The sequence below is a fragment of the Citrobacter sp. S55_ASV_140 genome, from assembly GCF_018919505.1.
GTDB classification, from domain to species: Bacteria; Pseudomonadota; Gammaproteobacteria; order Enterobacterales; family Enterobacteriaceae; genus Citrobacter; species Citrobacter werkmanii.
The window spans coordinates 1-5,709 of the sequence record NZ_JAHLQZ010000226.1 but is presented as its reverse complement, the minus strand read 5'-3'; the positions used below and the strand labels follow the sequence as shown (position 1 = coordinate 5,709).

5 protein-coding genes and 1 riboswitch are annotated in these 5,709 nt (G+C 55.4%); of the genes, 3 read left to right on the top strand and 2 right to left on the bottom strand.

What is annotated here, in order from left to right:
- Together KQJ18_RS20935 and sgrT are read right to left on the bottom strand one after the other, a co-directional pair.
- A partial coding sequence (locus tag KQJ18_RS20935) for an MFS transporter (RefSeq protein ID WP_216422652.1) occupies positions 1–887 on the bottom strand: 887 nt, incomplete at its 3' end.
- 115 nt (positions 888–1,002) lie between these two features.
- Positions 1,003–1,125 (bottom strand): glucose uptake inhibitor SgrT, encoded by a 123-nt coding sequence (gene sgrT, locus KQJ18_RS20930; protein WP_016151681.1) that lies wholly within the window; start codon positions 1,123–1,125, stop codon positions 1,003–1,005.
- Positions 1,126–1,224: 99 nt separating this feature from the next.
- Between sgrT and sgrR the strand changes: the two genes are divergently transcribed.
- The 3 genes from sgrR to thiP form a co-directional block, all read left to right on the top strand.
- On the top strand, positions 1,225–2,880 hold the full coding sequence (sgrR, locus tag KQJ18_RS20925) for an HTH-type transcriptional regulator SgrR (protein ID WP_216422651.1): 1,656 nt from the start codon (positions 1,225–1,227) through the stop codon (positions 2,878–2,880).
- A gap of 47 nt (positions 2,881–2,927) precedes the next feature.
- Positions 2,928–3,149: riboswitch (TPP riboswitch) on the top strand.
- A gap of 30 nt (positions 3,150–3,179) precedes the next feature.
- Positions 3,180–4,163, top strand: a complete 984-nt coding sequence (thiB, locus tag KQJ18_RS20920) for a thiamine ABC transporter substrate binding subunit (RefSeq protein WP_216422649.1) — start codon at positions 3,180–3,182, stop codon at positions 4,161–4,163.
- On the top strand, positions 4,139–5,709 hold a 1,571-nt coding region (thiP, locus tag KQJ18_RS20915; RefSeq protein ID WP_216422647.1), incomplete at its 3' end, for a thiamine/thiamine pyrophosphate ABC transporter permease ThiP. The genes thiB and thiP, both read left to right, overlap by 25 nt.

The window sequence follows — 5,709 nt, the reverse complement described above, 5'->3', positions numbered from 1 at the left end:
AGATAAAACAGTACGCCCGCCGCCACGGCCGCGATCATCATGCGCCGCTTACCAAAGCGTTTCACGTAGTAGCCCGCCAGAATCATCGCCGGAATTTCCAGCCCGGCCGCGGTGCCCATCAGGATCCCGGCCAGCTTGTCCGGCAAGCCCAGCTCAAGGCTAATCCACAGCGGCATATCGATGATGTACATGGTGTTGCAGGTCCACATCAGCGTAGAGGCAATAAACAGCATGCGTACATTTTTGTCCTGCCAACCGCTGGCTTGTTCCAGCGGCACATCGACAGGTTGCTCCACCCGAGCCACAGATGGCAGTATCAGCGCGATCAGCACCAGGCTAATGGCAAAAATGCCTGCGGCAATGGAAAACATCGCCGTGAAGCCGTAATTCAGCGCCAGCATAAAAGCCAGCGGCGGCCCAATCACCCACGCCAACGAAAGCTGCGCACGCATCACCGAGCTAAACATCACCACTTCACGCGCCGAGCTATCGGCATATTCCCGCGCCAGCGCAAACAGCTGCGGCATGGCGGTATTTGCCAGCGAAGCCAGCAGCACACCGCAGGTGATCAGCGTGAGATAGTGGCGATTAAAGGCAAACAGCAGCGCGTTGCCGATTGCCATCAGACAACAGAACATGATCAGTTTTCGCCGATCGCCCTGACTGTCGGATCGTTTCGCCAGACCAAGGCTGACCCCGATCCCGGCAATAGCGTTGACGGTATAAAACAGCCCGACCCAAAATGGCTGCGCCCCGACTTCACGGCTCAGAAACAGGCTCAGCGTGGGTGCCTGCAACGCCCCGGCCACACCCATCATAAAAGCGACCAGCATAAATGCCGCGTAAACGCCGTTAAGGCGCCGTCCCATGGTCATAATCCAGAGCATATCTTTCCTTTTAAGCGCAGCTGAAACGAAAAAAGCCAGCAGATAATACCTGCTGGCGCGGCGATTAACACCAATACTCAGTCACACATGATGTCTGCAACTCGCAATTCGGAGGTCAGGCTGTCACCTCCCACTGCATCAGTTCTTCAAGCATCTTTAAGCGCTGCGGTGCGCTCAGGCAAGCCAACCAGGACGATTTTTCCGTCGCAGTAAAGTACTTCAACCAGAACTGACGCATAGATGACCCCTTCGTTGTCTCATCGCTTCATCGGAATCTATTATTGGCTTAATATAGGGATAATAAAATTGCTGAGTTTTCCGCAGGAGTTCCCCTTTTATGTCTTCTGGTCGTTTGCAACAACAGTTCATCCGTCTGTGGCAATGCTGTGACGGCAAAACGCAAGACACGACGCTAAACGAACTGGCGGAGCTGCTGAGCTGCTCGCGCCGTCATATGCGCACCCTGCTTAATACCATGCAGGATCGCGGCTGGTTAACGTGGGAAGCCGAAGTTGGGCGGGGTAAACGCTCGCGCCTGACATTTCTCTATACCGGGCTGGCGCTCCAGCAGCAGCGGGCAGAAGACCTGCTGGAACAGGATCGCATCGATCAACTGGTGCAACTGGTCGGTGATAAAACGGCCGTCAGACAAATGCTGGTTTCCCACCTGGGACGCAGTTTTCGCCAGGGGCGGCACATCATGCGCGTCCTCTATTATCGCCCTATGCGCAATCTGCTCCCCGGTACGGCGTTACGCCGCTCCGAAACCCATATTGCCCGACAAATCTTCAGTTCCTTAATTCTGGTAAATGAGGAAAATGGGGAACTGGAAGCCGACATTGCGCATCATTGGCAGCAGATTTCGCCTTTACACTGGCGATTCTTCCTGCGCCCGGGGATCCATTTTCATCATGGCCGTGAGCTGGAAATGGAGGATGTCATTACTTCGCTACAGCGCATCAACGCGCTGCCGCTGTATTCGCACATTACGCAAATCGTCTCGCCCACCGCCTGGACGCTGGATATCCATCTTGCCCAACCGGACCGCTGGCTTCCCTGGCTACTGGGGCAAGTCCCCGCCATGATCCTGCCGCGAGAATGGGAAACGCTAAATAACTTTTCCAGCCATCCGATTGGCACCGGCCCATATGCCGTGATGCGCAATACTAATAACCAACTGAAAATTCGCGCATTTGATGATTACTTCGGCTACCGGGCGCTGATCGATGAAGTTAACGTTTGGGTATTACCTGACATCGGCGAAGAGCCGGGCGGCGGGTTGACGCTAAAAGGTCCCACGGAGGATGAAAAGGCGATTGAAAGTCGACTGGAAGAAGGCTGCTACTACCTGTTGTTTGATACACGCACCCATCGTGGTGCTAATCAGGAGGTTCGCGAGTGGGCAAGCCGCGTTCTCTCGCCAACCAATTTAATCTGTCACGCCGACGAACAGTACCAGAGGCTGTGGTTTCCCGCCTATGGGTTACTCCCCCGCTGGCACCACGCCAAACCCGGGCATGGTGAAAAACCGGCCGGGCTGGAAACGCTAACGCTCACTTACTATCGCGATCACATCGAACATCGGATTATCGCGCAGATCATGAAAACGTTGCTGGCGCAGTATCAGGTACAGCTAAACATTCAGGAGATCGACTACGATCAGTGGCATGCAGGTGAAATAGTCAGTGATATCTGGCTCAACAGCGCCAACTTTACCCTCCCGCTGGATTTCTCGCTGTTCGCGCATTTGTGCGAAGTCCCGCTGCTGCAAAACTGTATCTCGCGCGACTGGGAAAACGATGCCGCCCGTTGGCGAACCGGTGAAATGAGCCTGGCGGCATGGTGCCAACAGCTGCTCGCCACAAAGGCCATTGTGCCGTTGATCCACCACTGGCTGATCATTCAGGGCCAGCGTAGTATGCGCGGGCTACGCATGAATACCCTCGGCTGGTTTGATTTTAAATCGGCATGGTTTGCGCCGCCGGATCCCTAAGAGCCAGCTCTTAATTGCTGCCCGGCAACAAAATCACTACACTAACGCCGTTCTCAACGGGGTGCTAAATAAAAAACATACACAAAATCATTCATGATGCCTCAAGGCGGCAAGCGAGTGAATCCCAGGAGCATAGATAACTATGTGACTGGGGTGAGTGAGCGCAGCCCACACAGAGGCTGCGTGAATGATGAAGTGTATGGGCTGAGAGATACCCGTCGAACCTGATCCGGATAATGCCGGCGAAGGGATTTGAGGCTTATCTCAAGTCCTTTGCCACCCAACTCTTGAGGTGCAAAGTGTTTAAAAAATGTCTTCCGCTTTTGCTGCTGTGCGCAGCGCCTGCCTTCGCCAAACCGGTGCTGACCGTCTATACCTACGATTCGTTCGCTGCGGACTGGGGGCCTGGCCCGACAATCAAAAAAGCCTTTGAAGCTGACTGCAACTGCGAACTGAAGCTGGTCGCGTTGGAAGATGGCGTCTCGCTGCTTAACCGCCTGCGCATGGAAGGAAAAAACAGCAAAGCCGACGTCGTGCTGGGACTGGATAACAACCTGCTGGAAGCCGCCACGCAAACCAAACTGTTCGCCAAGAGCAATGTCGCAAACGACGCCGTTGACGTACCCGGCGGCTGGAAAAATGACACCTTTGTCCCGTTTGATTACGGCTACTTCGCTTTTGTCTATGATAAAAACAAGCTGAAAAATCCGCCAAAGAGCCTGAAAGAACTGGTCGAAAGCGATCAGAAATGGCGCGTCATTTATCAGGATCCACGCACCAGCACGCCAGGGCTGGGCCTGCTGTTATGGATGCAAAAAGTCTATGGCGACAAAGCACCGGAGGCGTGGCAGAAACTGGCAGCCAAAACCGTCACCGTCACCAAGGGCTGGAGCGAAGCCTACGGCCTGTTCCTGAAAGGTGAAAGCGATCTGGTACTGAGCTACACCACCTCTCCGGCCTATCACATCATTGACGAGAAAAAAGATAACTACGCCGCCGCCAACTTTAGTGAAGGTCACTATTTGCAGGTGGAAGTCGCCGCCCGCACCGCGGCCAGCAAGCAGCCGGAACTGGCTGAGAAGTTCCTTAAGTTTATGGTTTCTCCGGCATTCCAGAATGCCATTCCGACCGGCAACTGGATGTATCCGGTGGCGCAGGTTGCTCTCCCATCAGGATTTGAGCAACTGAAGAAACCGGCCACCGCGCTGGAATTTACCCCGCAGCAGGTTGCGGCTCAGCGTCAGACATGGATTAGCGAATGGCAACGCGCCGTCAGCCGTTAATTCCCGGCTGGCTGGTTCCTGGGCTTTCTGCCGCCACGCTGATGGTCGCAGTAGCCCTGGCCGCGTTTCTGGCGCTATGGTTTAACGCCCCACAAGGAGAATGGCTCTCGCTGTGGCGAGACGACTACCTGTGGCACGTGGTGCGTTTTTCTTTCTGGCAGGCTTTTTTATCCGCAGTGTTGTCGGTTGTCCCGGCAATTTTCCTTGCCAGAGCACTTTATCGCCGCCGTTTCCCCGGACGTCTGGCGCTGCTACGCCTGTGCGCGATGACGTTAATCCTGCCGGTGTTGGTCGCGGTCTTTGGCATTCTCAGCGTGTATGGCCGTCAGGGCTGGTTAGCCTCACTCTGGCAGACATTCGGGCTGGAGTGGACGTTTTCGCCGTACGGTTTGCAGGGTATTCTGCTGGCGCACGTTTTTTTCAATTTGCCGATGGCCAGCCGTCTGCTGTTGCAGTCGCTGGAAAATATTCCCGGTGAACAGCGACAGTTAGCCGCTCAGTTGGGTATTCGCGGCTGGCATTTCTTCCGCTTTATCGAATGGCCATGGTTACGCCGTCAGATCCTTCCCGTCGCCGCGCTCATCTTTATGCTGTGCTTCGCCAGCTTCGCCACCGTTTTGTCGCTGGGTGGCGGGCCGCAGGCCACCACCATTGAGCTGGCTATCTATCAGGCGCTGAATTTCGATTACGATCCCGCCCGTGCCGCTATGCTGGCGTTGATCCAGATGCTGTGTTGTTTAGCGCTGGTGCTCCTCAGTCAACGCCTGAGCCGCGCTATTGCGCCCGGCACCACGCTGGTTCAGGGCTGGCGCGATCCCGACGATCGTCTGCACAGCCGTCTGGCAGACTCGTTGCTGATTTTCCTGGCCCTGTTGCTGTTGCTGCCGCCGCTGTTGGCAGTGATTGTCGATGGTCTTAACCGCCAGGTTCTGGATGTGCTTATGCAGCCGGTTCTGTGGCAGGCGTTGGGAACTTCACTGCGCATCGCGCTGGCGGCAGGGGCATTGTGCGTGATACTCACCATGATGCTGTTATGGAGCAGTCGCGAACTGCGCGCCCGACAGCAGGTGCTGGCAGGCCAGGTACTGGAGCTTAGCGGCATGATGATCCTCGCCATGCCGGGCATCGTGTTGGCAACCGGCTTCTTTCTGCTGCTCAATAACACCGTTGGTCTACCCGAATCCGCCGACGGCATTGTGATTTTCACCAACGCGCTGATGGCGATCCCTTACGCGCTGAAGGTACTGGAAAACCCAATGCGTGACGTGACCGCACGCTACAGTATGTTGTGCCAGTCGTTGGGAATTGAGGGATGGTCGCGGCTGAAAGTGGTTGAACTGCGGGCACTGAAACGTCCGCTGGCGCAGGCGATGGCTTTTGCCTGCGTACTGTCGATTGGCGATTTTGGCGTGGTGGCGTTATTTGGCAATGAGGATTTCCGCACCTTGCCGTTTTATCTATATCAGCAGATTGGATCTTATCGCAGTCAGGATGGCGCGGTTACGGCGCTCTTGCTGCTGATCCTGTGTTTTACGCTGTTTACCGT